The following is a 15,471-nucleotide window of genomic DNA, read 5'->3' on the forward strand; positions in this document are numbered from 1 at the left end:
ATGGACATGTTTCAGCGTGTGCTCCTGGTCGATCCGGCTACCGGATTCTACAAAACAAAAAAATACGGTTTCGACCGCTATTTCGGGCCCGTGGACCTCGGCATCCACCTTGCCGAGGAGTACCGCAGTCTCAATTTCGGGGTGGGGATCTTCGCCGGCTCCATCTTTCCGGGTTCGAACCGGCTGATCGTGACCGGGTTTTCTCCCTGCTGGCAGGGGTACTACATCAGTTCCATGGGGGGAGCGGGACTGATCTTCGACAATTTGGGGATCAACATGCTCAGTCTGGTGGGGAAGGCCCCGGTCCCGTCGGTACTCTGTCTCAACCGCCGCCACGGGGAAGAGATCGAGGTGGACGTGGTCCCGGTGCCCGTGGAGGAGATCTGGAAAGCGGGCCGTACGGGGACCTATTCCCTCACGGACCACGTCTACGAAAAGTTTGGAGGACGTTACGAAAACGACCCGCGCATACTGGTCACCGGTCCGGCGGCCCTGCATACGGACATGGGGGGAATCATGTCGGTCCCCATCAACAAGGGGAAGATCAGCTTCGTCGATACCTGGGCCGGGCGCGGCGGCCTGGGGAGCGCAATGGTCCGGAACCACGGCATCGTGGCGGTCATCTACGGCGGCACCCTGGTGGACGAGGACTTCCGCGACAACAAGGTGGCCGACGAATGGTTCAAGAACAAGTACAGCCTGCGCCTGATGCAGAAGGACATGGAGGCGACCACCAAGTACCGCTACGACGAGAAGCTCCTCACCGGAGGCACCCTCGGCGTCAACTACGCCACCATGGGAGGGAAAGTCCTGGCGTTCAACTACCGAACCATTTTCTGGACGGAGGAGGAGCGCAAGGCCCTGCACAAAAACTTTATCCTCGATCACTACCTCAAGCAGTTCAACGAGGAGACCATCACCCCCAAGCAGCAGTTCACCTGCGGGGAGCCGTGCGCCGCCGTCTGCAAGAAGATGAGCGGCATGTTCAAGAAGGACTACGAGCCCTACCAGACCATGGGACCGCTGTGCGGCATCTTCGACCAGCGGGCGGCGGAAAAGCTCAACCACCACTGCGACGCCATGGGCTTCGACGCCATCTCCGGCGGGGGGGTTCTTGCCTGGCTGATGGACCTCCTAGACGCGAAATTGCTGACTGGCGAAGAACTCGGGGTCACCCGGATGCCGCGTTGGGAGGTGGCGGAATTCGACGTGGTCGGCGATTCGATGCACAACGCCGAACTGGGGCGCGAGCTGATCGACGCGGTCCTGGAACGCCGCGGGATCCTCGATTTCCGGGAAGGTGTGCGTAAATGGTGCCGGATCCATTCCCGGGGACAGGGTACCGAACTCCAGGACCGGCTCGTACACGTCGCCTTCAGCCGGCGCGGGTGGATGGTCCCCAACCAGTACTGGGTTCCCGGAGTGCTGGCCCCGATGGCCATCATGGGCAAGTACTACATGATCTACAGCCACGACTTCGTCCCGCCGCGGACTTTGGGCAAGATGTGCGCGGAGCGCATGAAGAAGGAACTCATTCTCGACAACCTCGGTACCTGCCGCTTTCACCGCGGGTGGGCGGAGGAGATGCTCCCCGAGGCGGTGGGCTCCCTCTACGGCGTCAAGGACGAGTTCCTGCGCGCCATCGACGTTCTCGCCAGCCGACTCAATAGCCGCAACAGCCCGATTTTCTGGGAATCGAGGATGAACATCGATTATCTTCATACGTTCCTGAAGCGGAAAAAAGAGGTCGACAAGGAGCAGGACCCCCGGCTGGGGGAGTGGCTGGAAAAGTTCGACCGGGACAAGGTGGAGGCCGCCCGCGAGTACTGGTACGAGACTTTGAAGGGAATCGACGAGAGCCTGAGAGAATTCTTCTAACAGGTGTTGTTTAGCCTAAGTTGCTGGAGCTCAATCAAATAACCCCAAAAGGAGCGTCGTTATGGCAAAGACGGCTGTCATAGATACCGGAGCCGAACTGGAAAGGATGGTTTCCAACCTCATCGAGGCGGGGCGCATCGACACCCTCTGCCGCGACCTCTACCTGCAGCGGGCAGCGGACCTTCTTCGGCCCAGACTCAGTTGCGACGATTATCGCTTGATGAACAGGCTGCAGGTCGAAATGGTCAACCTGCCGAACGAGATCCGCAATGCCATGGAGAACGGACAGTGGCGCAAGGTCCAGGAACTGAGCGCAAAGCACAAGGCTCTGAAACAGGATTCCGAGCGCAAGACCCTCCTGCTGGGTCTCGGCAAGCCGGTGTACGAGGACGAGGAGATTCCCCTCGACCCGTTCTCCCCCGGCATGCAGGCTTTAGCCGGAACCACGATGCGGGCACTGCCCGAACTGCGCCAGAAGGGGTTGCGGCTCCTGGAGGGCCTCAAAAGCACCGATGCGCCATGGCGAGAGTTCTATGAAGGCCGCCTGGCCGCCCTGAAGGCCCTGGAACTGTCGACCGAAAGCACGGAGGAAGCGGCGAGGCAGCCTTCGGCGGCGAACCTCCAGCAGGAAGCGATCGAGGCGCTCGATAGCGGCAACTTCGACAAGCTCCAGCAGCTGGCAGGCAACCTGGCCGAGGGAACGCCGGCGGCGGCCGCCGTCGGTCCCCGGCCGGGCGAGGCCCCTGGCGCGGTCGCCGAGGGGCCGCCGGACCTTGAATTTTCCTTTCCGGATGAGGTGGTGCAGCGCGCCGGCGCTCTCGGTCTGGTGCCGGAGCGGGTCGAGTCGCGCCATCAGGAATTTGCGCATCTGCTGCAGTTTGCCTGGCATCCTACCTTCACCCACTATGAGACGGACCAGAGCGGGGCCATGCGAGTGTCGAACCTGCCGCTGGCTGCGGACACCCCTGAGGGGCTGAAGGACCGGATCGAACTCTTTGCCCTGCATCCGTTCGTCAACTCCGCCGGGATCCGCTCCATCCCGAAGCTGGTCGGCGAGGACCTGCTGGTGGAGGACTTCGATGACCCGGCCGACGGCGAAACCGCACCTTCCGGCGCGCTGCTCGAGGCGCTGGGGCTGCCGCGGCGCAGCGGCCTCAGCCGCCTGCAGCTGGAAAAAGCGCTGACCCGCAAGGGCTCAGCCATCGTTCGCGACGAACTAGGACTCGACCCCATCCGCTTCCGGCTGGTCTGCATCCCCCCGGACGTGCACCTGCGACTCGGCTTGAACCGGGGCTGGGGGGGGCAGAAGCTCTGGACGCACTTCGACGGCTACATGGTGAAGTCGGACCGCAAGCTCCTCGCCCTGGCCGGCGGAGACGCACGCTTCGGCGGAATCTACGATATGGTGGGGATCGGCCGCAACTACGACTCGGATCGCATCATCGTGCGTTTTGCCGTCGTGCAGCGGCGGCGGATGGCGCTCTCGTAGGTGCTCCGGTCGACCGGGCTCCTGCAATCAGTGTGATGATGAATATGGACAGGCGATCAATGAATCCGAAACAGATGACCATCTTGCACCTCGAGGATGAACCCGCGCTAGCCCTGCTGGTCCGGAAGACCTTAGAGAGCTTAGGTTTCCGGGGCGAAATCCTCCGGGCCAGCCTGGTGGCGGAGGCGTTCGCCCTGCTTACCGAACGAGAGGCAAGCAAGGCGCCGCTCGACTTGTTCCTGCTGGACATGCGGCTTCCCGACGGAAGCGGCCTGGACGTACTCCGGCAGGTGAAGGGCAGCCCTGTCTGGCATAGGACCCCTGTCATACTTCTCTCCGGCGAAACGTCCCCCGGCCTCATCAACGAGGTCTATGCGCTCGGAGGCAACTGCTTTCTTCCGAAGCTTTCCAGCAACCAGGGGGCTCTCGGGTCTGTCAAGGCCCTATACGAGTGCTGGATCGAAGGAGCGCTGCTGCCGCAGCCTTCCTTCACGAACCAAGTCAGGGAGGTGCTGAGCAGGGCGGTCCAACTCCGGGCACGAACCGCCCAGTTCTACCTAGGGCTGGCCCGGTCTTGTGCCGCCGATCCAGAGGAGGAAGGGTTCTGGCTCGAGCGTGCGATGATCGAGGGGAATCTTTCCAACCTCCTGGCTTTTTTCCAGGGCCAGATCAGCGACCGGGACCTCACCCCCGGAATGGCCGAGCGCGTCGCGGCCATGCATGTCAAGATCGAAAAGGGCCTGAATGCGGCGGAGGCCCTCCTGACGATGCGCCCCTCTCCCGCGCCAGAGGAAATCAGCCGGCGGGTCCTCGATTTGGTGGAGGCCTGGGACGAAGAGGTCTTCGCCGAGGCTGTTGGTACCCTCTATTTGAAGAGTCCGGCAGTGACGACGGCTCTGCAGACACGGGCGGCCTACCAGTTGCGGGAACTGGCAGGCCATTTCCTGCAGGAGCCGGAACTGTGCCGGAGGGCGGATGTGCTTCTCGCCTTCGCAGACCGCCTCGCAATCATGGGAAGTTCCGCGGGCGGCGCGAAGCCCGGCTAGGGCGATAACGGCAGCAGGGTTTACTCAGCGCTTTTCGACAAGCACCTGCCGATGGCCGCAGAGAGATCCTTCATCTGAACAGGCTTGATCAGAACCTCGTCCATACCCGCATTCAGGCATTCCTCTTTTATTTCAGGGCGGGCATGGGCGGTCAGTCCGATGATGAAGGTGCGTCTCGCTCCGTCTTCTGCTTCCTTTCTCCGGATCGCGCGGGTCGCTTCGATGCCGTCCATTTCCGGCATCTGAAGATCCATCAGGATCAGATCGAACGACCCTTGCTCATATCTTTTTAAAGCCTCTCTTCCCGTCTCTGCGGTCTCCGACTCCCACCCTCCCCGGGCAAGGGTCATCCTGACCATTTCCCGGACCAGGGGATCATCTTCTGCAATGAGGATGCGGGCTGAGGGAATTTCCTCTACAGTTACTTCGAGGGGAGTTTCTGCCGGAGGAGCGACGCTTTGTCTTTCGGAAACGGTCTTCAAGGGCAGGGTGAAGGTAAAAACGCTCCCCTTTCCCTTCCGGCTTTGAACGTCTATCTGGCCTCCCATCAGTTCCACCAGCCCCTTGGATATCGCCAGCCCCAGCCCGCTGCCGCCGTACTGGCGGTGAAAAGAGCTGTCCGTCTGGCTGAATTTCTGAAAAAGCAGATGCTGCTTCTCCTCTGGGATGCCGATTCCCGTATCGGCCACGGCGAATTCCAGCAAATCTCCCCGAACCTTGACGGAGACGCGGATTTCTCCTTCAGGAGTGAATTTGAGGGCGTTTCCGACCAGGTTGATCAGCACCTGTCCCAGCCAGTCCGGGTCGCCGAGCACCCACCCTGGAACCTCTGGAGCCACTTCCGTCTCGAGCCGGAGGTTTCTCTCCCGGGCAGACATGGTGAACAGGCCAACCGCACCGCGCACGCAGCTTCGAAGTTCGAATTCCCTCTCCTCGATTTCCAATCCGTGCGCCTCGATCCGGGACAGGTCGAGGATGTCGTCGATGAGAGAGCGCAGGCGCTGGGCCGACTGTTCCGCCATTTCCAGCAGGTTGCGCCGGTCGGGATCGGTGTCGATCTGAAGAAGGTGTTCGACGGCGCCCATGAACACGGTCATGGGGGTTCGGATCTCGTGGCTCATGTTGGCGAGGAACTCGCTTTTAGCCCGGTTGGCTTGTTCCGCCTCGCCCCTGGCCACTTCCGCGGCTTCTGTGGCCAGCTTGAGACGCTCCATCGCCTGCAAACGTTCGGTGATGTCCTGGGCAAGGGAGGCCACGCCGATGACTGTTCCGCTTTTATTCACCAGCTTTGTGTTGTACCAGTCACACACGATGATCTTGCCGCTCTTTGTGATATTCCGGATAGTGGCGCTCTTGGCGCCTGTATTCTGGAAGAACTCCGGCAGGCCCTTCTCTATTTTTCTCTGTTCTGCATCGGGCAGGATGAAGGATGCGTGTGCGCCGATGGCTTCTTCGGCCGAATAGTCGAAAATCTTCTCTGCCGCCCGGTTCCATGCCGTAACCCTGAAGTGATCATCCCACTCGATGGCCGCCAGAGGTGTCTGTTCGATATGGAGGGCGAGTCTTTGGCGGGCGGCCAGCTGCTGCGCCATCTGGTCTGCTATGGTCAGGGCCTGCCGGCGGGACTGCGCCTGGAGGAATGCCAGGACGCTGAGCAGAATGCTCGCCAGGATTCCCGTAAGAAGCGTTACCATCGACTTGCTCCGATTAAACTCCTTATCGAACGCCGGGAGGGTGCGGAAGGTGAACTGCCAGTTGACGCCGAAGGCATCGATTATCTTGACGGCGGAGAATGCCGGGCGGTATTCATGGGGCGGGGGAAGTTCTTCAGCGGATCTGCTGCTGAACATGAGATGGTCGTCCGACCGGGTTTCCCCGGCATAGATCTCAAACTCGATTTCCGTCGGCAGTTCGCCGAGCGTATTGCGGACATAGTCGGTCATCCTTATCGGGCTGTAGACGAACCCCCGCAATGCCGCGCGCCGCTCCTCGACCGTATCTGTCGGCATCCCCTGGCGATAGGAAGGGACGTACATCAGCATTCCGTTCTGCGGATCCTGTTCGGTTTCCTGCACCAGAAGGACCTTGGCGGTGATGGAGGTCTTCCCGGTATCCCGGGCCCTGTCCATGGCCTTGCGCCGTACCGGTTCCGAATACATGTCGTAGCCGAAGGCCCTCCGGTTGCGCCAGTCGAACGGTTCCAGCCAGATGATGGACGTGTAGACCGGACGCTCACCTTCCGGACGGATGACATACTCCGGGAATCCTTCGAGGCGGACTTCCTTGATGTGGGCTTCTTTTTGTGCGGGGGACAGCCAGACGGCATAGCCGAAGCCGAGGATGCCGGGGAGGTGTTTGCGGAGATCCAAAGCCGACACGTATTGACGCCAGTCGCTGCGGGTCACCGCATCGCCCTTGACGTGGAACAGGGCGTTTCCGCCGAGCAAAACCTGCTCATGGTCATGCAGACGTTTGACGATCCGGCTCGCAATCACTTCCGCCTGTCCCTGGAAGAGCTGTTCGGCACGTTCGATAATCCCCCGGTCGACGATGCGCCAGAGGAAAAACGTGAAGGCCAGCGATATCGCCAGAACCATGAGAGGAAACCACGAGTGGGACAGAGGCGATACGCGAGAACCAGGTGCTGGGATACCGGCATTCTTCTGCACGGGAATCACATCAATCAACCTCCATCTGGTGCTGGCTGAAGGGATTTCCCTCTACGAGGATAACTGTAGCAGAAATAGGATGAAGATCACCAATGAGCAGCAGAATGGTCTGCTTCTAATTCGGGCACCGTACGGCGGACCGGTCGAGATCAGCGCGGTGCCGACTCCCGGGCAACCGTCAAAACGCCAGAAGCGTTTATCCTGCGCGCCACTTTTTCCCTCTCTGTGATGGGGAGATTATATTACTATGTGTCTAGCCCCCGCGTGGTCGCGTGGGTGGAAATGGATTTTCAGACTGGATCCATTTCCGATCGGGTGCCTGCCAAAGAAAGGTGATTCAAATATGCTCAGACTCTTCAAAATTTCAGATAGCCTTATCCGCGAGATAGAAACCCAACCGGAGGAGATCGCTGAGCAGTTCCATCATGCCGACTGGATTGATGCCCATTTACCCGACGAAAACGAACGGTCAATGCTGGAATCTCTCCTGCCTAAAGGTCTGCCGGAGTCCGACGATGTCGAGGAGATCGAAGCCTCCGCCCGCTGTTTTGTGGATCAGGCCGGGATTCATGTGCACTCGCTGTTTCTTTCACAAAGCGAAGGCCGGCATTTCACCGTGACCGTCGCGTGTATCTTGCAAAGCAAACGACTTATTACCATCCGCGAAGTGGATCCGCCCGATTTCAGGCTGCTTCGCCTGCGTGCCCGACGCGGTCAGGTGGAATGCCACAACCCGGCCGAGATGCTCGTCACCCTGCTGGAGCAGAAGGTGGAAAATCATGCGGACAACCTGGAGGACATCCACCGCCAGTTGGAAGCCGTGAGTCACTTCGTCCTGGAGGATGAGGAATCCGAGCTGGAAGAGGCCATCAGTAAACTGGCCCGGCTGGAAGACAGCAACGGAAAGATCCGCATGTGCCTGATGGATACCCAGCGGGTTATCTCGTTTTTGTTGCGGCATCTGCGCAATCAGCCCGATGCAGCGGAAACCTTGCGGGAAATCATGCGCGACGTGGAAACGCTGATGTCGCATACGACTTTCCTGTTCGATAAGATCAATTTTCTGATGGACTCCACCCAGGGGTTCATCAATATCGAACAGAACCAGATCATCAAGATTTTTTCCATTGCCGCAGTGGTCTTTCTGCCGCCGACCCTGATCGCCAGCATCTACGGGATGAACTTCGAACTGATGCCGGAGCTGAAGTGGCTGCTGGGGTATCCCTGGGCTCTTGGCCTGATGGCTGTTGCAGGGATCGCCCCTTACTGGTTTTTCAAGCGCAAGGGCTGGCTCTAGCGGCCGACCCCCAACAGAACATCAAGTCGAAGACCCTCAACCGCACGCCGCTTCCGCATGCCGCCGCGCCGCCGGCCAAGAACGGTTGAATTCAGCTTTTCATTTTGAGATGGAGATTCAGGGGCGCAGGTCTGAGGCGAGGCGGCCGTCACGAAGGGCGATGATCCGATCGGCCTGACCGATCATGCGAGGATCATGCGAGGAAAAAACGAAGGTGATCCCCTGCTCCCGGTTCAGCCGCTGGAGAAGGTCCAGGATCGACTGGCCGGTGGCCGAGTCGAGGCTGGCGGTCGGCTCATCCGCCAAGACCACGGCGGGAGAGTTGACGATGGCCCGCGCGATGGTCACCCGTTGCTGCTGCCCACCACTCATCTCCCCCGGGCGCCGCTCGGCGCACTCATCGAGCCCCACCATTTCGAGAACGTGCCGGACCCGTTCCCGCCGCCGGGGAGCGGGAACACCGTGGAGCAGAAGGACGTACTCGATGTTCTCATAAGCGGAGAGGACGGGGATCAGGTTATGCTCCTGGAAAACGAGGCCGAGATGTTGCCGGCGAAGGCGGGCGGTTTGCGCGCGGGAGAGTCCGGCGGTGCCTTTTCCGGCCAGGATGACGGTCCCGGTCGTGGGCGCGTCGATGACTCCCATCAGGTTGAGGAGCGTCGTTTTTCCGGACCCGGACGGACCGGAGAGGCAAAGGAATTCACCGGCCCCGATCGAGAGAGAGAGGGGGTGGAGGGCGGTGACGGCGATGCCTTGGTGCAGATAGGTTTTGCCGGCTTGGCTCAGTTCCAGCATGGCCATGGAGATATCCCCTTCAGGTATGACGGATGGCGCGGGCGGGGCTGAGACGGGACCCTTTCCATGCCGGGTAGAGGCCGGCCAGCAGAGCCGTAGCCACCGTGATCAGGTTTGCGGCGATGAGATCGCGCGTCATGAGATGGGCTCTCAGCACGTGACTGGTAGCGAAATACTGGTTATGGCTGGTAAAGCTGGTCAGGTCGAGGCCGTGGCGCGCCAGCCAGGCGCATGCCAGTCCTCCCGCGAGGGTGCCGAGGACCGATGCAAAGAGGCCGAGAAAAGACGCCTCCAGAACGATCATCCCGATCAGCCCCCCGGGGGTTGTGCCGATGGCCGCCAGCACCCCCAGTTCACGGAAGCGCTCGAAAACGACCATGGTCATGGTATTGACGATTCCGAGAGCGACGATGGCGAAGACGATGCCGATCAGCAGCCGCATGGTGGCGTCGTTGAGATCGATGAGCTGTACCACGTCGGGTGCGATCTCCTGCCAGCTGCTGACCTGGTAGCGATCGCCGAAGCGCTCCCGCAGCCGACGGGTCGCATCGAGTTCGGACCCGACCGGCAAAGACGCTGCTATCTCGGTGATTGCGTCCCCGGTTTCGAGCAAAAGCTGCAGGTCGGCCAGACTCAGGAAGATGTGGGTCTGATCGAAGCTGCTCAGATCGGTGCGATAGATGCCGCCGACCGGCATCTTGCGGACGACCGGCCGGCCGAAGGCGCTCTGCCCCATCAGGGTCAGCTCGTCACCGATGCCGATCCCCAGGGTTCGGGCCAGGCCATGGCTGATCAGTACTCCCCTGCCTTCGTCCGGGTAGGTTCCCTCGATCACGCGGGAAGCGATGAACGTTACCTCCGGCTCCCGCTCCGGTTCGATGCCGGAGAGGAGAACGGAAGAACTTTTGGGGCCGGCCAGGACCAGAGCGGGGGTTTTGAGCCGGCGAGCGTGCCGGGTGATTCCCGCTTCTTCGAGGACGGCCTCGACCGTCTCCGGAGCCGCAAGGGGACTCAGAACCGCGAGATTCGCTTCGTATCCGGGGGCGTGGATCTGCAGCGAGCCGGCATCGAGACCAACGGTGCTGACGATCATTTCCCGGTGCAGACCGGCCTTGAGGGCCTGGAAGACGATGAGGCAGAAGAGGCCGAAGGCGATCGCCAGCACCGTCAGAAGGGAGCGGCGGGAGTTGCGCCGGACGTTGCGAAAAGCGATCAGAACCGGGAGCGGCAGGGCCCTCATATCGCCGCCCGCCGCCGCATCTCGCCGGAACCTTCGGCGAGGCCGTTGTCGAGGAGGGGGAGCAGATGCCCGACCCCGCGCAGCCGGAAAAGATAGCGGATCAGCGCCAGCGACTGCTGCCGGTTAAGCCAGAATCCGGCGGCCGCCAGTTCATCGAAGCCGGCCAACGCCTCCTGGACGGCGTGCCCCAAAACCCGCTCCACCGAGCCGGCATAATTCTCTTCAATCGGGACCGGCTTGCTTCGGCCCGCCAGAAAAGCTTCCAATCGGGTTTTCTCCGCAATACTTCCCTCGAAACGAATGGAGGAGACGAGGTAATTGTGCCGGCGGTCGCGCAGATCGTCGTAGAAATCGGTGACGTCATCGATCGACTGCAGGGCCATGCCGATGCGGAAGGCGCCGCGGTCGGCCAGGTCGAGGCGGTCCTTGAATTCCGTTTCGACCAGCCGCGGCGCCACGAAGGCGAGGCGCAGAAGATTTCCTCCCTTGTGAAGATGGACCTGCTTCAGAATCTGCTCGGGAGGAAGAATGGCATGCACCCCCTTTTCCTCGGTCGCCTCTTCCTCCCCGATCGGCACCAGGGCGTCCAGAATCGCCTGTTGCAGCTGCGAACGGTCCTGCGGAGCGATCAGACCGCCGCCGGCCGCCCTATCGACCACATGGAAAAGAAAGCGGTCGAAGAGCAGAATGTGCATCACGCTCTTGAACCGGGTCGCCTCGGCGGCGAATCGCAGGGGGAGAAGCTCCTTGTATTCGTCGTCGAGCAGGTTGTCGGTGGCCGTGACGATGCCGCGAATCGCATGATTGACGGTGCCGTAGAACAGACGCCGCTCCTCCGACACTCCCACGGCGCGGTAGATGGCGAGGAAAAGAATGGAGAAGAAGTTTTTCTGGGCGTAGCGCAAGGTGCCGGCCGGTTTGGGACTTCGGGCGATATAGCGGTCGGCCAGCAGGAGGTGAAGCAGGCGAAGGTGCTCCTGCTCGACGCGGCGGTGTTCCTGAACCGAGGGCCAAAGGCGCCTGAGGCGGAGAAGGCTTGTCATGACGGTTTCCTTCGTTTGAAAGGATTGGGCAGCAGGAAAGGAATGCGCTTCCGGTAGTCGGAGTACGCGGCCCCGAAGCGGCGGGCGAGGACCGGTTCCTCCCGATTTTGCAGAAACCGGATCTCAAGGGCGATGAAAATGGGGTAAGCGATAATCAGCATCCCCCAGGAGCGCAGCAAAAGCACCGTTCCGAGGGCGGTCAGATCATATCCCAGGAACATGGGGTGGCGGCATAGGGAGAAGGAGCCTTCGGTCACCAGCCGCTCGGGAGGCGCCTGCGGATTGGGAGTCCCGCCCCCGTAATGCTTCAGATCGAAAGTCGCTCTCTGGATAAAGACAACCCCGATTCCAATGAGGATAGCCGCCGGTATGACCGGCAGACCTCCGAAGGAGGGGATGGAAGGGAGATCCAGAAGTCGGTCCACCGTTTTTCCTCCGAGGACGACGGCGGACGGGATGTATATCCAGTAGATGAGGGCATCCCGCCGTTGGGAACGGTGCAGCTGTTTCGATGATACGGTCATTTTCCTCTCTTGCAGATTCCGGTGAAGGGCGCCAAAAAATGACGCCACCGGACAGAGAAAGTGTTCATCGGCAATCAGATCTCCTGAGAACTAAAGATGCCTTCGGATGCTTCCGGCGACGGGATGATTCCGAGCGAGTCATCCTGACGAGAGGTTTTTGGGAGCGGGGAAAGTTTTTCAAGATGTTAAGACGCATGGCTGCAGTCCCCGAGAGGAGTTGCAGACATTCTAGGGAAAGGGTTGTCCGAGGAATGTGAAGAAAAGATCAAAAAAATGTCAAATATCGAAAATTATGCGAAAATGACGCGAAAACAACAGCCGCTCGGCTGATTCTCCTCCAGAGTGATGGTCCATTTTTCCCTTTCACAGATCCGTTGCACCAGAGACAGGCCGAGGCCGAGGCCGTCTCGATGGGATGCCTTGCCGCGGTAATACGGTTTAAAGATCTGCGCCCTTTCATCGGCGGCAATACCCAAACCGTTATCCCGGAGGTCGAAGCCATCGGGTCGCAGGGAAAGGACAATCTCTCCTCCGGACGTGTGGTGGATCGCGTTGCGGATCAGGTTGCCCAACACGGTGCGCAGCATGATGGAAGGGTAACGTTGTTCCGCACCTTCGGATTCCCCCTGCAGAATCAGGCGGTTCCCTTTTATTACCGCCATCTCCCGCCAGATCGGGAACTCCGAATGGACTATTGCAGCCAGCGAAGAAACAGCGAAATTCCTGTCCTCCCCGCGGGCAAGGGCCAGGAAGGTCTCCACCAGCCCCTTTATCTCATTTGCCGCCCTGTGAATCGTACCTATCCGCTGACGGGTGTAATCGTCCAGAGTCTTTTTGGCGATCAGAACGTCACAGGAACTGTTGATGACCATAAGGGGAGTCCGCAATTCATGGCTCACGTCGCTGGTGAAGAGGGTTTCCCGCTGCAGCGCCTGTTGCAGCCTGGTGATGGTGGCGTCGAATGCCCGGGCCAGAGCGCCGACTTCGTCGTCGGCGTATTCCGAGGAAAGAGGGGGAAGTCCATCCCGAACGTTTTCTCGATCGGCAACCTGCCGGGTCAGTTTTCTCACAGGAGCGATTACCTGCTTGGCCATGAAGAGACCGAGCACGAATGAGATCATGATGCTCAGGGCAAATCCCCCGTAAACGGCCCACTGGAGGAGGGTTTCCGCTTTCTCAAAGGGGGTCTCGTCCTTAACCAGGAAATAGGAGGTTTCCCCTTCCCGCACGTGATAGACGAAGAAGGCCCGATCCTCCAGGACGATTTCGGTGTAACCCGTTGCTGCTGAACGCAAGTAGTCAGGAAGGGTCGGACCGGCCGTAAAAAAGGATGAACCCTCATCCAGGCGAAGATCTCCGCCCTTTTTGTAATCCTCGAAAACCCGGGTGAAATCCTTCTGCAACTCGGCCGTGCTGAGGCTTTCCTCGACGTAATCGATGGTGGCCGTAAGAGCAAGGGAAAAAACGCCGCTAACCACAGCCGTGAGCAGAACGAAAGAAAGGATGATACGCTGCGACAGGGAGGACTTAAATTTCATTCGCGTTCACCTTGAGGCAATAGCCGATGCCGTGGACCGTATGGATCAAGGGAGTATCGAAGGGTTTGTCGACGGTCTGGCGCAAAAGATGGATATGGCTGCGCAGACTGTCGCTGTCGGGAATATCGTCCCCCCAGAGGACCTCCTGCAGACTTTCGCGACGAACCACATGCGGACTGCTTTTCATGAGTTTCTCCAGAAGCTTGAGTCCGATCGGATTCAGCTTCAGGTTTTTTCCTTGCCTGACGACCTGCAGAGTGTCCAGATCGTACGAAAGATCGGCGACAGACAGTTGATTGCTGAGCTGGGATTGACTGCGGCGCAGAACCGCTTCCACCCGGGCATGGAGTTCGGGCAAGGCGAAAGGCTTGACCAGGTAATCGTCCGATCCCGCCTTGAAGCCGGCCAGTTTGTCATCGACGCTGTCCCGCGCCGTCAACATGATCACCGGGGTATGAACGCGGGCATCCTGCCGTAGTTTTCGGCAGAGGGTTAGACCGTCCATGCCGGGAAGCATGATGTCCAGGATAATGAGATCGAAGGGATGCGTCACCGCGAGATGCAGTCCGCCCAGGCCTTCCCGGGCGCAATCCACGGTGAAACCGTTCAGTTGCAGATAGTCGGCGATATTCTGGAGGATGTCTTCCTGGTCTTCAATTACCAGTATGCGCATGTGTTATCCTTTGCCCTCTCAAGATTCGCGTAAATGCCCCGATACGTTCGCTGATCATAGTATCATCACCTGTAGGTACGATGCCAGCTTCGAGGGGGTCTGCTCTCCGCCCGGGTGCGGCCCCTCGAACTTTTGACTTTCACCAAATAATTGACGCTTTTTGCCATGCCCGCCAAATGAATGACGATTCCTCCCGATTCCCTTAGAATTGAGCCTCCGCAAGAGATTGAAAAAGTATCGAACCTGTTTGACGGCAAAAATTCGTCAAATCATTGACGCATCTCAGTTTCTCTCCGCGACTTCAAAAAGGTTTATAGGTGTATGGTTTTACAATGTTTTTTTCTTCAGAAAACGAAATTGGAAGCGTTGGCATGGGTTGTGTAATACTAAAGGGGAATTCAAGTATATTTTTCACTTCAAAATATAGGAGGTTTCACCATGAAATGCCCCAGATGCAAAGGTAAAATGTTCGCAGAAAAATTTTATGATTTCGTCCGCTCTTATGACGCCTGGAAGTGCTGTTCGTGCGGAGAGATGCTCGATCCCACCATTGTGGCAAACAGGGTCAGAAACCAGAACCTGTTCATCGGCTGATCGCCGCAGAAACATCGATAATTTGCGGGCGTCTCTACAGGGCCCCGACAAAACAAAACCTCCCCTGAGGGAGGACAGACAGATTCAGAGAATGGCCGAGCTGCCGAAGGATTTTACATCCTAAAGGCGGTTCGGCCATTATTTTTTGTGGGATTTCTCAACCCCTCCCCCTTTTCTCCCTTCTTCGCGGAAAAAAAACGGTCACTTTTAACCACTTGGAGGATGAACTGCTCCAAACCCCGCCTTAGGCGGAAAAGCGGACCAGATTTTTAAGTTCCGCAGTGCGGTACTAAATACCGTTTTTATGCCAATTATGACCGTTAAAATCTACCATGCGGAAAAATAATCCAATTAAGTATTGACATGCCTCTTTTTGTGGAGTACTCATGGAATTAAACGATGTTTGAAAAGCGCCTTCGCGGAGACGGCACACGCCCCTGGCTGCAGAACTGACGAAAGGCGATGTGTCACGAGTCTTTTAAACGTTTATGAAAGGGAGACCAAGATGCAATTCGGACTGACCGACGAACAGAAGATGATGCAGGAAATGGCCCGGGATTTCGCCCAGAAGGAAATCCTCCCCACCCTCAAGGAGGATGAGGCCAACCATAATTACCGCCCCGAGCGGGTCAAGAAGATGGCCGATCTGGGCTTTTTCGGCTGCGCCCTGCCCGAGGAGTACGGC

General features: G+C 59.0%; 13 protein-coding genes. 6 read left to right on the forward strand and 7 right to left on the reverse strand.

Annotation, left to right across the window (positions count from 1 at the left end):
* The first annotated feature begins 6 nt into the window (after window positions 1–6).
* The 3 genes from DTF_RS0119115 to DTF_RS0119125 all read left to right on the forward strand — a co-directional run bounded on the left by DTF_RS0119115 (window position 7) and on the right by DTF_RS0119125 (window position 4,413).
* Window positions 7–1,878: an aldehyde ferredoxin oxidoreductase N-terminal domain-containing protein gene (locus DTF_RS0119115; RefSeq protein ID WP_081703104.1), complete on the forward strand. Its 1,872-nt coding sequence runs from the start codon at window positions 7–9 to the stop codon at window positions 1,876–1,878.
* Window positions 1,879–1,939: 61 nt separating this feature from the next.
* Entirely contained in the window at window positions 1,940–3,367 is a 1,428-nt protein-coding gene (locus DTF_RS0119120; protein WP_027716620.1) for a hypothetical protein, read from the forward strand.
* Window positions 3,368–3,426: 59 nt separating this feature from the next.
* The gene (locus DTF_RS0119125) at window positions 3,427–4,413 is read left to right on the forward strand and encodes a response regulator (RefSeq protein ID WP_027716621.1); all 987 of its coding nucleotides are present in this window, start codon (window positions 3,427–3,429) and stop codon (window positions 4,411–4,413) included.
* Window positions 4,414–4,433: 20 nt separating this feature from the next.
* Here the strand turns inward: DTF_RS0119125 and DTF_RS0119130 are convergent, their stop codons facing one another.
* Window positions 4,434–7,010, reverse strand: a complete 2,577-nt coding sequence (locus DTF_RS0119130) for a CHASE domain-containing protein (protein WP_027716622.1) — start codon at window positions 7,008–7,010, stop codon at window positions 4,434–4,436.
* Window positions 7,011–7,425: 415 nt separating this feature from the next.
* Between DTF_RS0119130 and corA the strand changes: the two genes are divergently transcribed.
* Window positions 7,426–8,379, forward strand: a complete 954-nt coding sequence (corA, locus tag DTF_RS0119135) for a magnesium/cobalt transporter CorA (protein ID WP_027716623.1) — start codon at window positions 7,426–7,428, stop codon at window positions 8,377–8,379.
* A 117-nt stretch (window positions 8,380–8,496) separates the two neighbouring features.
* On the opposite strand, the gene DTF_RS0119140 is transcribed toward corA, so the two are convergent.
* The 6 genes from DTF_RS0119140 to DTF_RS0119165 all read right to left on the reverse strand — a co-directional run bounded on the left by DTF_RS0119140 (window position 8,497) and on the right by DTF_RS0119165 (window position 14,192).
* Window positions 8,497–9,180, reverse strand: coding sequence for an ABC transporter ATP-binding protein (locus DTF_RS0119140; protein ID WP_027716624.1), 684 nt, complete (start codon window positions 9,178–9,180; stop codon window positions 8,497–8,499).
* Window positions 9,181–9,193: 13 nt separating this feature from the next.
* Entirely contained in the window at window positions 9,194–10,414 is a 1,221-nt protein-coding gene (locus DTF_RS0119145) for an FtsX-like permease family protein (protein ID WP_027716625.1), read from the reverse strand.
* Complete coding sequence (locus DTF_RS0119150) at window positions 10,411–11,457, reverse strand: class 1 isoprenoid biosynthesis enzyme (RefSeq protein WP_027716626.1); 1,047 nt, start codon at window positions 11,455–11,457, stop codon at window positions 10,411–10,413. Before DTF_RS0119150 ends, DTF_RS0119145 begins: the two co-directional genes overlap by 4 nt.
* On the reverse strand, window positions 11,454–11,981 hold the full coding sequence (locus DTF_RS25835; RefSeq protein ID WP_051361481.1) for an isoprenylcysteine carboxylmethyltransferase family protein: 528 nt from the start codon (window positions 11,979–11,981) through the stop codon (window positions 11,454–11,456). Before DTF_RS25835 ends, DTF_RS0119150 begins: the two co-directional genes overlap by 4 nt.
* Window positions 11,982–12,271: 290 nt before the next feature.
* The gene (locus DTF_RS0119160) at window positions 12,272–13,519 is read right to left on the reverse strand and encodes a HAMP domain-containing sensor histidine kinase (protein WP_027716627.1); all 1,248 of its coding nucleotides are present in this window, start codon (window positions 13,517–13,519) and stop codon (window positions 12,272–12,274) included.
* Complete coding sequence (locus DTF_RS0119165; protein WP_027716628.1) at window positions 13,509–14,192, reverse strand: response regulator transcription factor; 684 nt, start codon at window positions 14,190–14,192, stop codon at window positions 13,509–13,511. The genes DTF_RS0119160 and DTF_RS0119165 overlap by 11 nt, the downstream gene beginning before the upstream one ends.
* A 438-nt stretch (window positions 14,193–14,630) precedes the next feature.
* On the opposite strand from DTF_RS0119165, the gene DTF_RS26975 reads away from it, so the two are divergent.
* Window positions 14,631–14,786 carry a hypothetical protein gene (locus DTF_RS26975; RefSeq protein ID WP_193352721.1) on the forward strand — a complete coding sequence of 52 codons (156 nt, stop codon included), beginning with the start codon at window positions 14,631–14,633 and terminating at the stop codon, window positions 14,784–14,786.
* 505 nt (window positions 14,787–15,291) lie between these two features.
* Window positions 15,292–15,471 (forward strand): acyl-CoA dehydrogenase family protein (locus DTF_RS0119175; RefSeq protein WP_027716629.1); only part of this gene is annotated, 180 nt, incomplete at its 3' end.

The organism is Desulfuromonas sp. TF, from assembly GCF_000472285.1.
GTDB lineage: Bacteria > Desulfobacterota > Desulfuromonadia > Desulfuromonadales > ATBO01 > ATBO01.

Bases quoted from the DNA above. Each gene is read 5' to 3' on its own strand.
- DTF_RS0119115 (WP_081703104.1), top strand. From the start codon at position 7: ATGTTTCAGCGTGTGCTCCTGGTCGATCCGGCTACCGGATTCTACAAA.
- DTF_RS0119120 (WP_027716620.1), top strand. From the start codon at position 1,940: ATGGCAAAGACGGCTGTCATAGATACCGGAGCCGAACTGGAAAGGATG.
- DTF_RS0119125 (WP_027716621.1), top strand. From the start codon at position 3,427: ATGAATCCGAAACAGATGACCATCTTGCACCTCGAGGATGAACCCGCG.
- DTF_RS0119130 (WP_027716622.1), bottom strand. From the start codon at position 7,010: ATGGTTCTGGCGATATCGCTGGCCTTCACGTTTTTCCTCTGGCGCATC.
- corA (WP_027716623.1), top strand. From the start codon at position 7,426: ATGCTCAGACTCTTCAAAATTTCAGATAGCCTTATCCGCGAGATAGAA.
- DTF_RS0119140 (WP_027716624.1), bottom strand. From the start codon at position 9,180: ATGGCCATGCTGGAACTGAGCCAAGCCGGCAAAACCTATCTGCACCAA.
- DTF_RS0119145 (WP_027716625.1), bottom strand. From the start codon at position 10,414: ATGAGGGCCCTGCCGCTCCCGGTTCTGATCGCTTTTCGCAACGTCCGG.
- DTF_RS0119150 (WP_027716626.1), bottom strand. From the start codon at position 11,457: ATGACAAGCCTTCTCCGCCTCAGGCGCCTTTGGCCCTCGGTTCAGGAA.
- DTF_RS25835 (WP_051361481.1), bottom strand. From the start codon at position 11,981: ATGACCGTATCATCGAAACAGCTGCACCGTTCCCAACGGCGGGATGCC.
- DTF_RS0119160 (WP_027716627.1), bottom strand. From the start codon at position 13,519: ATGAAATTTAAGTCCTCCCTGTCGCAGCGTATCATCCTTTCTTTCGTT.
- DTF_RS0119165 (WP_027716628.1), bottom strand. From the start codon at position 14,192: ATGCGCATACTGGTAATTGAAGACCAGGAAGACATCCTCCAGAATATC.
- DTF_RS26975 (WP_193352721.1), top strand. From the start codon at position 14,631: ATGAAATGCCCCAGATGCAAAGGTAAAATGTTCGCAGAAAAATTTTAT.